Genomic DNA, 14,403 nt, shown 5'->3' with positions numbered 1-14,403 from the left:
AGCGCTTTGCTTATCAGGCCTATCGTGAACCGAATGTATTGTCTGAAAAAAAACAGCGCCCAACACCACACCGGGCGCTGCATGGCAACCTTATTCCAGACCGTTCACCGTCTGGCGCATACCCTGTACCAGAATCATCTCCAGATTGGCCGTCACCTGCCCGGCAAGGCCAGGTAGCAACGTCAAATCCTCTCCCCAGTGCGCCGCATCGCCAAGCACGGCATCCACCAGTTCACGCAGCGTTAAATCATTGCCTACTCGCGGCCACAGGCTGGCATACAGGCTTACCCACTGTTCATCATCCTGTATCGGATAGCGTTCCCCGTCGCGCTCTGCACGATAAAACGCCAGCAGCGCAGCGAGGGCAAACGTTAACCGCACGGGCCAGCGCCCATTGTGCTGACCCGCCAGCAGCTGCGGCAAAATTCGGGTGCGGAATTTGGTCATCCCATTAAGCGCAATGGAAAGCAACTGGTGGCGAATGTAGGGGTTCTGAAAACGCCCGCTCACCGCGTCGGCAAATTCACGCAATTCGTCCGCCGGGAGATCCAACACCGGAATAATCTCCTCACTAATCGCCCGCTCGACAAAGCGGCGGACATCAACATCCTGCATCGCCTCGCCAACGGTCTCCAGCCCGCACAGCCACGCGACCGGCACCAGAGCCGTATGCGCACCATTGAGGATAGCGACCTTGCGCTCTTTGTACGGTTTGATATCACTCACCACACGGATATTCAGCGGACACTGCGCCAGCTTCAGCTCCTCTGCCAGCCATTGCGGTCCCTGGATCACAAACAGGTAAAAATGCTCCGCGGTATCGAGAAACGCATCGTGATAGCCTAGCGTAGCCTCCAGCGCAGCGGCTTCTTCGCGCGGATAGCCGGTGACAATACGGTCGACCAGCGTGGAACAGAACGTGTTTGCCGTCTCCACCCAGTCGGCAAATGCCGGAGGAAGTTGCCACTCCTGCGCATACCGCAGCACCAGGGTTTTGAGCGCCTCACCGTTATAGTCGATAAGCTCGCACGGGATAATTACCCAGCCCTTATCCACCGCGCCCGCAAAGTGGTTAAAACGCTCCAGCAGCAGGCGTGTCAGCTTGGCCGGAAAACTCACCGGCGGCGCATCATCCACACGGTCCGCTGCGTGATAGCTAATTCCGGCTTCGGTGGTATTCGAAAACACAAAACGGATGTCCGCATTGTGCGCCAGCGCCAGATACGCCGCGAAATCCTGATACGGGTTGATTTCGTTATTCACCGAACGGATAAGCCGTGCCTCACTCACTGCCTCACCCTGCTCGTTAAGCCCGCGTATCAGCGTGGTATACAGCCCGTCCTGGGTATTCAGCGACGGCGGAAAATCGGTATTGATCGGGCGAACGATGGTCACGCCAGCGTTCAGATCGGTTTGCTCGTTGAGGATATCCAGTTGCCAGTCAACAAACGCCCGCAGGAAGTTACCTTCACCAAACTGGATCACGCGCGTTGGGTAGCTGGCCCCCGGAAAATCACGTCGATTCAATGTCTTCATCGCATTTCCCCTCTCAGAACGTGATCACGCCTTTAATCAGCTCACGGTTGTTAATCACATCCCGTTCGTAGATTTCTGCCAGTGTGGCAAACGCGTAACGGTGCGTGAGCATCATGTCGGCGGTAAGTTTGCCTTCCGACATCAAACGGCCCACTTTGGCGAAATCTTCCGGCGTGGCGTTGCGGCTGCCCATCATGGTGGTCTCTTTCTTGTGGAACTCAGGGTCAGAGAACTGCAAATCGCCTTTGAACAGCCCAACGAAAACGATGCTGCCGCCATGACGAATCAGATTCACCGTGTTGTTCATCGCATGCTGATTCCCCGTGGCATCAATAACCTTTTGCGCCAACGAACCGCCAAACTGGTCACGCAGGTGCGTATCAAAATCTTCAGCGGATGGGTCGATAACCGGGAGTCCCAACCGGGAAGACACGTGCTCCCGGCGTGCTGGACTGGTATCGGCGACCACCACCTGTGCGCCATCGGCTTTGGCAATCGCTGCCGCCCCCAGACCAATCGGACCCGCGCCGACCACCAGCACCTGCTCACCCGGAGCCACCGCCGCCCGGCGTACCGCATGAGCGCTGATAGCGTAAGGCTCAATCAGCGCCGCCGCCTGCGGGTCAATCCCCTGCGCATCCAGCAGGTTGGTCACCGGAACGGACAGATATTCACTGAAACCGCCATCCTGGTGCACGCCAATCACTGAAATCTTCTCGCAGCAGTTGGTGCGCCCGCTCAGGCATGCCGGACACTGCTGGCAGGCCACGTAAGGAATAACCGCCACCTGCTGACCATTTTTCAGATTCTGTATATTCTTACCCAGACCGACAATTTCCCCACATATTTCATGCCCTAATACACGCGGGTAGCTGAAAAAAGGTTGATTGCCACCCCAGGCATGAATATCGGTACCACAAATCCCTACCGACTTAATTTTAATTAATGCTTCACCCTCACCCGGAATAGGTATTTCGCGCTCTTTCCAGACTAATTTTTTAGGTTCCTGGCAAATCAACGTATTCATCGTAGACATGATTCTGCTCTCCTGTTTTTTTGTTGCCTCAGATATCAACGAAAATAAAAAAGACGGAGAAAGCAGAAACACAATCTGTGAATTCCAGCGCATAAAAATGTTTTAAATCGGGTTTTAATAGATAAAAAGGAGAAGCCATGAGCCGTTCGCAGAACTTACGCCACAATGTGATTAACCAGATAATCGATGATATGGCGCGTGGTCATATCCCTTCTCCACTCCCCTCACAAAGCGCACTGGCGGAGATGTACAACATCAGCCGCACCACCGTGCGCCATATGCTGAGCCACTTAAGCGAGTGCGGCGTTCTGACCCAGGTCGGCAGCCACTATGTCATCGTGCGAAAACCCGACCATGACGATGGTTTTGCCTGCACCACCGCCTCCATGACCGAGCAAAACCGGATTTTTGAACAGGCGTTTTTCACCATGATCAACCAGCGACAGCTGCGTGCAGGCGAGAGCTTCTCCGAACTGCAGCTTGCCAGAGCCGCAGGCGTCAGCCCGGTGGTAGTGCGGGAATATCTTTTAAAATTCGAGCGTTACAACCTGATTAAAAATGAAAAACGCGGTCAGTGGAGCATGAAGCAGTTCGATCAGGCCTATGCGGAACAGTTGTTTGAACTCAGAGAGATGCTGGAAACGCATTCTCTGCAGCATTTCCTCAATCTGCCGGACGATGACCCGCGTTGGTTGCAGGCTAAAACGCTGCTGGAGCGCCATCGGATCCTGCGCGACAGCATTGGCAGCAGCTTTCGCATGTTCTCGCAGTTAGATCGTGAGTTCCATGCTTTGCTACTCTCTGCTGCCGATAATGTATTTTTTAATCAATCACTTGAAATCATCTCCGTGATTTTCCACTTCCACTATCAGTGGGATGAGAGCGATCTCAAACAGCGTAACATCATTGCCATTGATGAGCATATGACCATCCTCAGCGCGCTGATATGTCGCAGCGACCTGGATGCCACCCTCGCGCTCTGTAACCATTTGAATTCAGCCAAACAATCGATGATTCGCTCCATCAACCAGGGTTGTAACGTCGCTCATTAAGTACCGATAAAAAACAGCAAATCATTACCGGGAGCACGATTTTATAAAAATAAAAACGCCTGAAAAATACCTCTTGCCTATGCTCACGCTAAGTCGACTGCATTAAAAATTTTTGTGAGCGGTGATGAGCAAATTGATTCATCACTGGTATTTTTTCAATACTGCACAGTCCTGCTGTGTGAAAAATAAATTATTGAGGTTCAGGAGTCCGGCGTGGAAAAAAATAATATTACCCTCGACCCAAGTTCTTCGTTTGGCACGTCGTCATCTGCGGATATTAATGTTCCGCCTGAGGGCATGGTGCAACGCAGTAGCCGAATTAAACGTATCCAGACCACAGCAATGATTTTATTATTTTTTGCTGCGGTGATTAATTACCTCGACCGCAGCTCACTGTCTGTCGCCAACTTAACGATTCGTGAAGAACTGGGGCTGAGCGCCACGCAAATCGGCGTGCTGCTGTCGGTATTCTCTCTCGCTTACGGTATTGCGCAACTGCCCTGCGGTCCGCTGCTGGATCGCAAAGGTCCGCGCATTATGCTGGGACTGGGGATGTTCTTCTGGTCGCTGTTTCAGGCGATGTCCGGCATGGTGCACAGCTTCACCCAGTTTGTGTTGGTGCGTATCGGGATGGGGATCGGCGAAGCGCCAATGAACCCGTGCGGCGTAAAGGTCATCAACGACTGGTTTAACATCAAAGAGCGCGGCCGCCCGATGGGATTATTCAACGCCGCCTCCACCATCGGGGTTGCCATTAGCCCGCCGATTCTGGCTGCCATGATGCTCGTAATGGGCTGGCGCTGGATGTTCATCACCATTGGCGTGCTGGGTATTTTCCTCGCCATCGGCTGGTACATGCTGTATCGCAACCGCGAGCAAATTGAGCTGAGCGCCACGGAACAAGCGTACCTGAACGCCGGTAGCGTCAATGCCCGCCGCGATCCGCTGAGCTTTGCCGAATGGCGCAGCCTGTTCCGCAACCGTACCATGTGGGGCATGATGCTGGGCTTTAGCGGCATCAACTATACCGCATGGCTATACCTGGCCTGGCTGCCGGGCTACCTGCAAACCTCCTACAACCTGGATTTAAAAAGCACCGGATTAATGGCGGCGATCCCGTTCCTGTTTGGCGCAGCCGGCATGCTGATTAACGGTTTTGTCACCGACTGGCTGGTGAAAGGCGGTATGGCACCGATTAAGAGCCGTAAGATTTGTATTATCGCCGGGATGTTCTGCTCTGCAGCCTTCACCTTCGTCGTGCCGCAGGCCACAACGTCAATGGCCGCCGTGTTACTGATCGGTATGGCGCTGTTCTGTATCCACTTCGCAGGTACCTCGTGCTGGGGTCTGATCCACGTCGCCGTCGCCTCACGTATGACCGCTTCCGTGGGCAGTATCCAGAACTTTGCCAGCTTTATCTGCGCGTCGTTCGCACCGATCGTCACCGGTTTTATTGTTGATACCACCAACTCTTTCCGCCTGGCGCTGATCATCTGCGGCTGCGTCACCATGGTGGGTGCCCTCGCCTACATCTTCCTGGTTCGCCAACCCATCAGCGATCCGCGTAAAGATTAATCCTCCAGATGCCCGATAACACCGCGTTTATCGGGCATGTTATGCTCCTCGTATGAACATCACCTTACGCGCTACTACTCTGGCAGACACTGCCGCTCTTCCCGCCATCGAACGATCTGCGGGGCAACGTTTTTTACGCATCCCCGAACTGGCGTGGATTGCTGAAGACCAGATTTTATCGGCTGCTCAGCATCAGGCTTTTGCCGCCGCAGGCATGAGCTGGCTGGCGCAGGTCGATGCGCTTCCGGTCGGTTTTTTGGTTGCCGAAACGCTGGGGTCATCGCTGTTTATTGCTGAACTGTCGCTGCATCTGGAGTGGCAGGGAAAAGGAATTGGCCGCAGATTGATTGAGTATGTTGCCGAACAGGCGCGCGCGAAAGGTTACACGTCTCTCACGCTGACCACCTTCCGCAATGTGCCGTGGAATGCGCCATGGTACGCGCGACTGGGATTTGAAATGCTGGCTGACGAGACTCTGCCTGCAAAGTTGCGCCAGAAAAGAGAAGAGGAAGCGGCGCATGGACTGGCATTTGAATCGCGCTGCGCCATGCACCTGATGTTGCGCTAATTGCCCGATGGCGGCTACGCCTTATCGGGCCTACGTAACATTTCCGGCAACCACGTAACTTTCCCGTAGGCCGGATAAGCGATAGCGCCATCCGGCATCACAGGCTTAGAACGTTTCCCAGTTATCCCCGGCATCCGTTACCGCGGCTTTGCGCGGCTGGACCGTTGAAACCGGTTTAGCGGCAGCAACGTCACGCGCGCGCTGTTGGTCATGCTGAATACGGAACACGGCAACGGCCTGAGTAAGGCGGCTAGCCTGCTCTTCCAGCGCCGCAGCGGCGGCGGCGGATTCTTCCACCAGCGAGGCGTTCTGCTGCGTCACGCGATCCATCTCGGCAACGGCCAGACCCACCTGGTCAATACCGCGGCTCTGTTCATCAGAAGCAGAGGCGATTTCACCCATGATATCGGTCACGCGGGTTACCGCATTGACGATCTCATCCATGGTTTCACCGGCGCTTTCTACCAGGGTTGAACCGACATCCACGCGGCTGACCGAGTCTTCAATCAGGCTCTTGATCTCGCGCGCGGCCTGCGCACTACGCTGGGCCAGGTTACGAACCTCACCCGCAACCACCGCAAAACCACGCCCCTGCTCGCCCGCACGCGCGGCTTCTACTGCGGCGTTGAGCGCCAGAATGTTGGTCTGGAAGGCAATCCCGTCGATAACGCTGATAATATCGGCGATTTTCTGCGAACTGGACGCGATGTCGCGCATGGTTTGCACCACGTTATCCACCACTTTGCCGCCTTTCTGCGCGGTTTCAGAAGCACTCAGCGCCAAATGGCTGGCCTGACGCGCGTTTTCGGCGTTCTGCTTCACGGTCGCCGTCAGCTGTTCCATGCTGGCTGCGGTTTCTTCCAGAGATGCAGCCTGCTGCTCGGTACGGGAGGAGAGATCGTTATTGCCCATCGCAATCTCGCTGGCCCCACTGTAAATCGCGTTGGCACCGTTACGCACGTCACCCACGGTATTCATCAGCTCACCCTGCATGTGACGCAGGCTTTCCGCCAGTTGCCCAATCTCGTTGGACCCTTCCACTTCAATACGTTTCACCAGGTCACCGCTGGCGATATGACGAATGCTGTCGATCAGACGGTTCATAGGAGAGATAAGGGTCAGCTTGATACCAAACCAGACCGCAATAATCGCCGCCAGTACGGTAATCAGCACGCAGATCAGCACCCACATCGCCTGGCTGTAAGAGCTGTTGTTATCTTCCACCGCGATGTCATACAAGCGATCATTCTGCTGCATGTAACTCATGTACTGCTTCTCAAAGCCATCCTGATAGCTCTGCGTCGGTTGATCAAAGAACGCGTTGATCTTCCCGTCACCCAGTAACTGGATCAGCTCCGCCAGCGCGCCGTGGTAGATGTCATAGGTGCGATTGATCTCCTGGAAAGCGGCTTCGCTTTGACGCGGATCGCGTGGGAGCGACTCGTAAATCGCCCAGTTTTTTTCCGTCAGCTTCAGCGCCGTACTCGCCACCTGCATCAGCTCGGCAACGGTCGCGCCGCTGCCGATATTGCTCTGATCCATCATGTAGCGAATGCCTGCCCGGTTCAGGGTGTTACGCGTTTGCAGCAGCTCAACCCAGGTGGCGTTCAGCGCAGACTGTTGCTGGCGAATGGTTTGCAGAACGGTAAAGTTCTCTTTGTCATTCTTAAGTGAGTTAAAAAACAAGCCGCCAGAGGCGAGCTGTAAAAGGCCAAATAGCGCCAATACCAGCAGTAAGCTGGTAACAATCTTCATTCGTTTTAACATGTTTTCTCTTTCCGCTAGACAGATGTCAGAATTTTCGGCCTGGAAAGGGAAAACTTTATGAAATTTGTGCTAGTTGAATCGATCTCAGCATCGACGATTCGTCGATCCACGCCGTCTGCCAAAGCGCTAAGCGGGTTTATTAGTGATCTCAATCACATAAATTTCCCCGTTCCCCCCGCAGTTTACCGCTCACTGACACTTGGGACCGCTTAAGCTGACATACAACCGCTCACTTATTTACCTTACTTTACGCGCGTAATTCTCTGGCAAGATCCCCCCAACATAGCAGTCAAATAACCTCCTCAAACACAAGATCAAACCCACGCGGCTTCGGCCAATTATTAATTAGATACCAGGTTTTACTATGGATACGAAAAAGATATTCAAGCACATACCCTGGGTGATTCTCGGAATCATCGGTGCATTCTGCCTCTCGGTAGTGGCATTACGTCGGGGTGAACACATTAGTGCCCTGTGGATCGTGGTCGCCTCAGTTTCTGTTTATCTGGTGGCCTATCGTTACTACAGCCTTTACATCGCCCAAAAGGTGATGAAACTTGACCCAACGCGTGCCACGCCGGCGGTCATCAATAATGACGGTCTGAACTACGTTCCAACCAACCGTAACGTCTTGTTTGGTCACCACTTTGCCGCTATCGCAGGTGCAGGTCCGCTGGTTGGGCCGGTATTGGCTGCGCAGATGGGCTACCTGCCTGGTACGCTGTGGCTGCTGGCAGGCGTCGTGCTGGCCGGTGCGGTGCAGGACTTCATGGTGCTGTTTATCTCTTCCCGCCGTAACGGTGCATCTCTGGGTGAGATGATCAAAGAAGAGATGGGCCCGATACCGGGAACCATTGCGCTGTTCGGCTGCTTCTTAATCATGATCATCATCCTCGCAGTACTGGCGTTGATCGTAGTGAAAGCATTGGCAGAAAGCCCGTGGGGTGTGTTCACCGTCTGCTCAACCGTACCTATCGCGTTGTTCATGGGGATCTACATGCGATTCCTGCGACCGGGACGCGTGGGCGAAGTGTCGGTGATTGGTATTGTGCTGCTGGTTGCCTCTATCTACTTCGGCGGCGTGATTGCGCACGACCCGTACTGGGGCCCGGCGCTGACCTTTAAAGACACCACCATTACCTTTACCCTGATCGGCTACGCATTTATCTCTGCGCTGCTGCCGGTATGGCTGATCCTCGCCCCGCGCGACTATCTGGCTACCTTCCTGAAAATCGGCGTTATCGTCGGTCTGGCGGTGGGGATTGTTATCCTCAACCCGGAACTGAAAATGCCGGCAATGACGCAGTACGTTGATGGTACTGGCCCGCTGTGGAAAGGCGCTCTGTTCCCGTTCCTGTTCATCACCATCGCGTGTGGTGCGGTATCTGGCTTCCACGCGCTGATTGCTTCCGGTACCACACCGAAGCTGCTGGCCTGTGAAACCGATGCGCGTTTTATCGGTTACGGCGCAATGCTGATGGAATCCTTCGTCGCAATTATGGCGCTGGTTGCCGCGTCTATCATCGAACCAGGTCTGTACTTCGCGATGAACACCCCGCCTGCGGGCCTTGGCATCACCATGCCGAACCTGCATGAAATGAGCGGCGAAAACGCACCGCTGATTATGGCGCAGTTGAAAGACGTCACCGCACATGCGGCAGCGACCGTCAGCTCCTGGGGCTTCGTCATTTCGCCTGAGCAGATCCTGCAAACCGCGAAAGACATCGGTGAACCGTCCGTTCTGAACCGCGCAGGTGGCGCACCGACGCTGGCTGTTGGTATCGCTCACGTGTTCCACAAAGTGCTGCCGATGGCTGATATGGGCTTCTGGTACCACTTCGGTATTCTGTTCGAAGCGCTGTTCATCCTGACCGCACTGGATGCCGGTACCCGTTCTGGCCGCTTTATGCTGCAGGATTTACTGGGTAACTTCGTGCCGTTCCTGAAGAAAACCGACTCCCTGGTTGCGGGTATCATCGGTACTGCGGGCTGCGTAGGCCTGTGGGGTTACCTGCTGTATCAGGGCGTTGTTGACCCGCTGGGCGGCGTTAAGAGCCTGTGGCCGCTGTTCGGTATCTCTAACCAGATGCTGGCTGCCGTGGCACTGGTTCTGGGCACCGTGGTGCTGGTTAAAATGCAGCGCACCAAATACATCTGGGTTACCGTTGTTCCGGCTGTATGGCTGCTTATCTGCACCACCTGGGCGCTGGGTCTGAAACTGTTCAGCACCAACCCGCAGATGGAAGGCTTCTTCTTCATGGCGAATCAGTACAAAGAGAAGATTGCTAACGGCGGCGAACTGACCGCTCAGCAGATTGCCAACATGAACCACATCGTCGTCAACAACTACACCAACGCAGGTCTGAGTATTCTGTTCCTGGTGGTGGTGTACAGCATCATTTTCTACGGGTTCCGTACCTGGCAGAAAGCCCGCGCCATCAACGGTCGCTCTGATAAAGAGACACCGTATGTACCGGTGCCGGAAGGCGGCGTGAAGACCTCTTCACACCACTAAGATGTATTCAGCCCCGCTCCGGCGGGGCTTTTCGCTTATCAGGATTGTTTATGTTTGGTACTTTAGGGCAAGCTAAAAAATATCTCGGTCAGGCGGCGAAGATGCTGATTGGCATTCCGGACTACGACAACTATGTCGAGCACATGAAGACCAACCATCCCGATAAGCCGTACATGACCTACGAAGAATTCTTCCGCGAGCGCCAGGAAGCCCGCTACGGTAGCGGCGGAAGCAGTTGCTGTTAGAAGGAGAAGTGAATGACCCCGATTGCAGTTACCCTACTCACCGGTTTTCTTGGCGCGGGTAAAACCACCCTGCTGCGCCATATTCTCAACGAGCAGCACGGTTACAAGATTGCCGTTATCGAAAACGAATTCGGTGAAGTCTCGGTGGACGATCAGCTGATTGGCGATCGCGCCACGCAGATCAAAACCCTGACCAACGGCTGTATTTGCTGTACCCGCTCCAGTGAACTGGAAGACGCATTGTTAGACCTGCTCGACAACCTCGATAAAGGCACCATCAATTTTGACCGTCTAGTGATCGAGTGCACCGGCATGGCCGACCCCGGCCCGATTATTCAGACCTTTTTCTCCCATGAAGTGATTTGCGAACGCTACCTGCTGGACGGCGTAATTGCGCTGGTTGACGCGGTACATGCCGACGATCAGATGAACCAGTTCACCATCGCCCAGTCGCAGGTAGGCTACGCAGACCGGATCCTGCTGACCAAAACCGACGTCGCAGGTGAAAGCGAAAAACTGCGTGAGCGCCTGGCGCGCATCAACGCCCGTGCGCCGATTTACACCGTGACGCATGGTGATATCGACCTCTCCCTGCTGTTCGATACCAACGGTTTTATGCTGGAAGAGAACGTAGTCAGCGCCAAACCGCGCTTCCACTTTATCGCCGACAAGCAAAACGATATCTCCTCGATCGTCGTCGAGCTGGATTACCCGGTAAACATCAGCGACGTGTCGCGAGTGATGGAAAACCTGCTGCTGGAATCCGCCGAGAAGCTGCTGCGCTACAAAGGTATGCTGTGGATTGAAGGCGAGCCAAACCGCCTGCTGTTCCAGGGCGTCCAGCGCCTGTACAGCGCCGACTGGGACCGCCCGTGGGGCGACGAGCAACCGCACAGCCTGCTGGTGTTTATCGGCATTAACCTGCCGGAAGACGAGATCAGAGCCGCGTTTGCGGGATTGAAGGAGTAATCTCCTGCTGAATTGCCCGGTGGCGCTACGCTTACCGGGCCTGGAAATAGCACTTCCCCGTAGGCCGGATAAGGCACAGCCGCCATCCGGCACTTGCCCCCACTCACTCGGTAATCACAAACCGCGTCGCGGCAAAGCAGTTCAAAACCCGGTGCACCAGAAATACCATGGTGAGCGTTGCCACCAGCGCGACGGTGACGGAGGTGATGCGGTACAGATCGCTGAATACCAGGTCCTGATCCGGGTGCAGGTTCTGGCCAAACATAATGCCGATGGTAGTGATACTGGCAAAACCCACGCCTGCCCCGACTTTTTCCATTACGTGCAGGCGGGCACTGAACGCCAGCCCGAGGCCAATCAGCGGCATCATCAGCAGCATATGGTTGCTGAAATCATAGATAAGCAGTTGCACCAGCAGAATATACAGGCAGGCCAGCACCACGCCGACCACGCGCCAAATCGAGCTGATCACAGCGCCACGGTAGTGCATCGGAAACAGGATCAAAATGCCGGCCATCAGCGCCGACAGCGAATCACTCAAATCGCAGATCTGGAAGACCACAAAAATCATCGTCGCCACCGTGCCGGAAAGCAGCGATTCATGGCGCACCCGGGCGGCATCTTTCTCAATGCGCGGCGGTGGCTGGCGGGGTTCCACGTCCGGGATCAGATAATGCAGCAGCGCGCTCAGCGCCACCGCCATGACGCAGGCTTCCATATTGGAGAACATCAGCGTATGCCAGTTGGTGGTGGGATAGCTCATAAAGTTGAGCATCGTACTCTGGCACACCACGCCCATCGAACCGAGCAGAAACAGCGGTCCTTTGCTCATAAAACGAAAACGCATCACATACAGGCCGAACACCACCAGTGTCATAACCAGCGGCCACTGTGAAAGATAACCGACGATCAGCACCATTTCAACGCAGTTCACCGCCGCGCTGAACACGAACTGTGTTGCCACATGGCGGTTGAATACCGGTACCAGCGACAGCAGCATCAGCGGATAAACCACAAAGAACACGCCGTACTGCACGTTGTAGAAGGTCGAAATACTCAGCGCGATTGTCCCGGCAACGGAGATACGCAGGGTCTGGCGAAAATCATTGGCGGTGTAGACAATATTCCCGTGCGGCGTAAAGACGTGGGCCAGCGTGTTAATAGACATAATGTAGCCAGCTAACGAGGTGGATCTGCGCCCCGGCAAAGGTGCGGGCGAACACGCCCTCGCTGTTATACAGCTGTACCGTGGCGCGCGCCCCGGTCGGTAACGGCGTGTCAAGCGGTTCGTTCAGCGCGACGTGAATGCGCATACGCTGGGCATCGCGCACCCAGCGGGTGGACTGTTCCGGTTGCGACAGCTGGCCATTAACCTGTTCCTGGCCCGCCAGAATACCGGCATCGCTGCTGGTGACGCGGGCAGAGAAAACCTTGCCCGGCATGGCGTCGAACACCACGGCGGCATCGGTATCCACTTTAGTGTGGCGCAGACTTTTCTCGCGAAAGTCGGCCACGATATCGGTCTGATGGCTGACCAGCGCCAGTAGCGGCGTGGCGGCAGTGGCGTAAAGTCCGGGGCTAAGCTGGAGGTTACTCACCGTGCCGTCGGTCTGGGCATATACTTTGCTCCAGCCGAGGTTCAGCTGCGCCTCTTCCAGCGTGTTACGGTATTTTTGCAGCGTTACGTTACGTTTGTCATCGCGCTCTCCGCGCTGGATCAGCAGGTTCTGAATACTGGCATTCAGCGCCGCCACCGACTGCTCGCTGGTTTGCCAGGCGGTACGCACCTTGTCGAGATCGGATTGCGACACGTTCTGCATGGCGCTCAGGCGCTGATAGCGGTCTAAGGTGGTCTTATCGTTGCGGGCGTTGAATTGCGCGGTGCGCAGGTTGGCACGGGCAGAGGCGATCTGCGCATCCAGCTGTTGGTTACTCAGCTTCGCCTGCTCAAGGGCAATTTGCGCAGCCTCGACCTTATTGATAAATGGCGTCGGATCCAGTTCGTACAGCAAATCGCCCTTCTTCACCTGGCTATTGTTATGCACATGCACCTGCGAGACGTAGCCGGAAACGCGTGAGGAAACGGGCGTTACCACACGCATCACCGTGGAGTCCGGCGTCAGCGGGATCCAGATATCGGCAACGATAAACCAGGCGAATATTACCAGGAAAGCGGCAATACTCACCCTTACCCAACGGGCAAATTTTTGTTCTGGGGTCATCATAGTTTTTTAGTGTTGATTGTCTTCTTCGCGGATTGTCCGCAGATTGCAGGCGATTTGATTGAGCGTGGCGCTGAAGGAAGCGAGTTCCGCCTCAGGGATGGTGCAGGTGACGCGATGTTGGTATGTCTCAATCACCCGGTTAAGTTCTTCAAGCCTTGAGCGGCCTTGCGCGGTCAGCGTTAACAGTCGGATGCGTTTGTCATAAGGCGATGTGGAACGCAGTAGGTATCCCTGCTTTTCCAGTAGTGTGAGGGTGCGCATCAGCGGCGGCAGTTCAATGCCCTGCATTTGTGCCAGTTCACTGACTGAGACGTTGTCTCCCAGTTGATACAGCTGCATCAGTACCGTCCAGCTTGACTGTGTCAAACCAGTATCGGTGATGGCGGCATCAATAATGGCCCGCCACTGGCGCACCACCATTGCCATGCGCATCCCCATCGGACGGCGGGCAAACAGTTCATCTTCAGTCATCTTACTTTCCTCTCATCGCTGAAGAGAAAATAATACTTATCAGGATAAGTATCAAGAAACGGACTAACCAGAAGCATGAATTGATAAATATCGTGAATGTAAAAGAGGCCGGGGTGATAACCCCCAGCCTCTGTCGATGAAAGAAAATCACTCCACCTGATCGCGTCGTAGCCCGACGTCCCGCAGCCGCTCGTCGCTCATCTGTTGCAATAGGCGCCGCGTTTGCGCCCGTAGCCGCCATGCTTTGTATGCCCGCCAGATCAGTACAAACCCAATAAACGGCTGTTTTGCTTTATTCTCGTGAAATTCCATACCTTGCCTCCCCGCCTTGCCAGAGGCTTTATCTTCACGGATCTGGCCCAAAACAATACAGACTCAAAAAGTACTTTTATTTAACATACAGATTGGTTAAAAAGAGTTCTGCATCGCTTTTTTCACGCCATT

The 14,403-nt window shown here is 54.8% G+C and carries 13 protein-coding genes; 6 read left to right on the top strand and 7 right to left on the bottom strand.

The window, feature by feature from the left end; genetic code table 11:
* Positions 1 to 90: 90 nt before the first annotated feature.
* Both OGX86_RS03330 and OGX86_RS03325 read right to left on the bottom strand, forming a co-directional pair.
* Entirely contained in the window at positions 91 to 1,536 is a 1,446-nt protein-coding gene (locus tag OGX86_RS03330) for a tagaturonate reductase (protein ID WP_274659888.1), read from the bottom strand.
* 13 nt (positions 1,537 to 1,549) lie between these two features.
* Positions 1,550 to 2,572, bottom strand: a complete 1,023-nt coding sequence (locus tag OGX86_RS03325) for a zinc-binding alcohol dehydrogenase family protein (protein WP_128316515.1) — start codon at positions 2,570 to 2,572, stop codon at positions 1,550 to 1,552.
* Positions 2,573 to 2,709: 137 nt separating this feature from the next.
* Between OGX86_RS03325 and OGX86_RS03320 the strand changes: the two genes are divergently transcribed.
* The 3 genes from OGX86_RS03320 (at position 2,710) to OGX86_RS03310 (ending at position 5,767) form a co-directional block, all read left to right on the top strand.
* A complete protein-coding gene (locus tag OGX86_RS03320) occupies positions 2,710 to 3,624 on the top strand; it encodes a GntR family transcriptional regulator (RefSeq protein ID WP_103014424.1) in 915 nt (304 codons plus the stop codon).
* Between the two features lie 213 nt (positions 3,625 to 3,837).
* On the top strand, positions 3,838 to 5,199 hold the full coding sequence (locus OGX86_RS03315; protein ID WP_003845612.1) for an MFS transporter: 1,362 nt from the start codon (positions 3,838 to 3,840) through the stop codon (positions 5,197 to 5,199).
* Positions 5,200 to 5,251: 52 nt separating this feature from the next.
* Positions 5,252 to 5,767: a GNAT family N-acetyltransferase gene (locus OGX86_RS03310; RefSeq protein WP_048227143.1), complete on the top strand. Its 516-nt coding sequence runs from the start codon at positions 5,252 to 5,254 to the stop codon at positions 5,765 to 5,767.
* A 105-nt stretch (positions 5,768 to 5,872) separates the two neighbouring features.
* Here the strand turns inward: OGX86_RS03310 and tsr are convergent, their stop codons facing one another.
* Positions 5,873 to 7,534 (bottom strand): methyl-accepting chemotaxis protein, encoded by a 1,662-nt coding sequence (tsr, locus tag OGX86_RS03305; protein WP_048227144.1) that lies wholly within the window; start codon positions 7,532 to 7,534, stop codon positions 5,873 to 5,875.
* Between the two features lie 364 nt (positions 7,535 to 7,898).
* On the opposite strand from tsr, the gene btsT reads away from it, so the two are divergent.
* Genes btsT through yjiA form a run of 3 tightly spaced genes read left to right on the top strand, consistent with a single transcriptional unit; the run spans position 7,899 to position 11,263 of the window.
* On the top strand, positions 7,899 to 10,049 hold the full coding sequence (gene btsT, locus OGX86_RS03300; protein ID WP_003830033.1) for a pyruvate/proton symporter BtsT: 2,151 nt from the start codon (positions 7,899 to 7,901) through the stop codon (positions 10,047 to 10,049).
* A gap of 50 nt (positions 10,050 to 10,099) precedes the next feature.
* Positions 10,100 to 10,294 carry a YbdD/YjiX family protein gene (locus OGX86_RS03295; protein ID WP_003830038.1) on the top strand — a complete coding sequence of 65 codons (195 nt, stop codon included), beginning with the start codon at positions 10,100 to 10,102 and terminating at the stop codon, positions 10,292 to 10,294.
* A gap of 12 nt (positions 10,295 to 10,306) precedes the next feature.
* The gene (yjiA, locus tag OGX86_RS03290; RefSeq protein WP_286639312.1) at positions 10,307 to 11,263 is read left to right on the top strand and encodes a GTPase; all 957 of its coding nucleotides are present in this window, start codon (positions 10,307 to 10,309) and stop codon (positions 11,261 to 11,263) included.
* A 103-nt stretch (positions 11,264 to 11,366) separates the two neighbouring features.
* Here the strand turns inward: yjiA and OGX86_RS03285 are convergent, their stop codons facing one another.
* The 4 genes from OGX86_RS03285 to OGX86_RS03270 form a co-directional block, all read right to left on the bottom strand.
* Positions 11,367 to 12,431, bottom strand: a complete 1,065-nt coding sequence (locus OGX86_RS03285) for a DUF2955 domain-containing protein (protein ID WP_003830044.1) — start codon at positions 12,429 to 12,431, stop codon at positions 11,367 to 11,369.
* Positions 12,421 to 13,488, bottom strand: a complete 1,068-nt coding sequence (locus OGX86_RS03280) for an HlyD family secretion protein (protein ID WP_168978631.1) — start codon at positions 13,486 to 13,488, stop codon at positions 12,421 to 12,423. Before OGX86_RS03280 ends, OGX86_RS03285 begins: the two co-directional genes overlap by 11 nt.
* A gap of 6 nt (positions 13,489 to 13,494) precedes the next feature.
* Entirely contained in the window at positions 13,495 to 13,959 is a 465-nt protein-coding gene (locus OGX86_RS03275) for a MarR family winged helix-turn-helix transcriptional regulator (protein ID WP_199994960.1), read from the bottom strand.
* 147 nt (positions 13,960 to 14,106) lie between these two features.
* On the bottom strand, positions 14,107 to 14,271 hold the full coding sequence (locus OGX86_RS03270; RefSeq protein ID WP_003019180.1) for a DUF1127 domain-containing protein: 165 nt from the start codon (positions 14,269 to 14,271) through the stop codon (positions 14,107 to 14,109).
* Between the last annotated feature and the right edge of the window lie 132 nt (positions 14,272 to 14,403).

The organism is Citrobacter sp. Cpo040 (assembly GCF_030332915.1).
GTDB classification, from domain to species: domain Bacteria; phylum Pseudomonadota; class Gammaproteobacteria; order Enterobacterales; family Enterobacteriaceae; genus Citrobacter; species Citrobacter portucalensis.
This window is presented reverse-complemented; position numbering and strand designations above follow the sequence as displayed.

Coding starts and splice junctions, on each gene's coding strand:
- OGX86_RS03330 (WP_274659888.1), bottom strand. CDS start 1,536: ATGAAGACATTGAATCGACGTGATTTTCCGGGGGCCAGCTACCCAACG.
- OGX86_RS03325 (WP_128316515.1), bottom strand. CDS start 2,572: ATGTCTACGATGAATACGTTGATTTGCCAGGAACCTAAAAAATTAGTC.
- OGX86_RS03320 (WP_103014424.1), top strand. CDS start 2,710: ATGAGCCGTTCGCAGAACTTACGCCACAATGTGATTAACCAGATAATC.
- OGX86_RS03310 (WP_048227143.1), top strand. CDS start 5,252: ATGAACATCACCTTACGCGCTACTACTCTGGCAGACACTGCCGCTCTT.
- tsr (WP_048227144.1), bottom strand. CDS start 7,534: ATGTTAAAACGAATGAAGATTGTTACCAGCTTACTGCTGGTATTGGCG.
- btsT (WP_003830033.1), top strand. CDS start 7,899: ATGGATACGAAAAAGATATTCAAGCACATACCCTGGGTGATTCTCGGA.
- OGX86_RS03295 (WP_003830038.1), top strand. CDS start 10,100: ATGTTTGGTACTTTAGGGCAAGCTAAAAAATATCTCGGTCAGGCGGCG.
- yjiA (WP_286639312.1), top strand. CDS start 10,307: ATGACCCCGATTGCAGTTACCCTACTCACCGGTTTTCTTGGCGCGGGT.
- OGX86_RS03285 (WP_003830044.1), bottom strand. CDS start 12,431: ATGTCTATTAACACGCTGGCCCACGTCTTTACGCCGCACGGGAATATT.
- OGX86_RS03280 (WP_168978631.1), bottom strand. CDS start 13,488: ATGATGACCCCAGAACAAAAATTTGCCCGTTGGGTAAGGGTGAGTATT.
- OGX86_RS03275 (WP_199994960.1), bottom strand. CDS start 13,959: ATGACTGAAGATGAACTGTTTGCCCGCCGTCCGATGGGGATGCGCATG.
- OGX86_RS03270 (WP_003019180.1), bottom strand. CDS start 14,271: ATGGAATTTCACGAGAATAAAGCAAAACAGCCGTTTATTGGGTTTGTA.